This is a genomic window from Pseudomonas sp. YuFO8, assembly GCF_035065025.1.
GTDB lineage: Bacteria > Pseudomonadota > Gammaproteobacteria > Pseudomonadales > Pseudomonadaceae > Aquipseudomonas > Aquipseudomonas putida_AE.
This window is the reverse complement of record NZ_JAXDEQ010000174.1, coordinates 1-409: the sequence shown is the minus strand read 5'-3', so window position 1 is coordinate 409 and position 409 is coordinate 1. Positions and strand designations below refer to the sequence as shown.

The following is a 409-nucleotide window of genomic DNA, read 5'->3' as shown; positions in this document are numbered from 1 at the left end:
CCGAAAAATTCAGCGACCGCGCAACCATAGATTCCACCACCCCAGCGCACAAGCCGGCGGATTCTGACGCAGGCGTAGGCAATCGGGCAACCCAATCCCCAGCTTTGGGAAATGTCCTAGGACATCGCCCTCACACCGTCACCACCACCTTGCCCACCTGCTGGTTCGCCTCCAAATACCGATGTGCGTCCTGCACCTCATCCAACGCAAACGTCTTCGCAATCACCGGCGCCAACGCGCCCGACGCGAGCCCATCCAAAATAAACGCCTTGGCCCGCGCCAACGCAGCCGGGTCTGCGACGATCTCGGCGTACAAATACCCCTTGAGCGTCAAACATTTCCCCAACACGGTAAACAACGGAAACGGCGTCGGCTCGGAACTTAGTGCGCCGTACTCCAGCAAGATCCC

General features: G+C 59.7%; 1 protein-coding gene. It reads right to left on the bottom strand.

Annotation, left to right across the window (positions count from 1 at the left end; genetic code table 11):
- Positions 1-130: 130 nt before the first annotated feature.
- Positions 131-409 (bottom strand): zinc-binding dehydrogenase (locus SOP95_RS31860; RefSeq protein WP_323609568.1); only part of this gene is annotated, 279 nt, incomplete at its 5' end.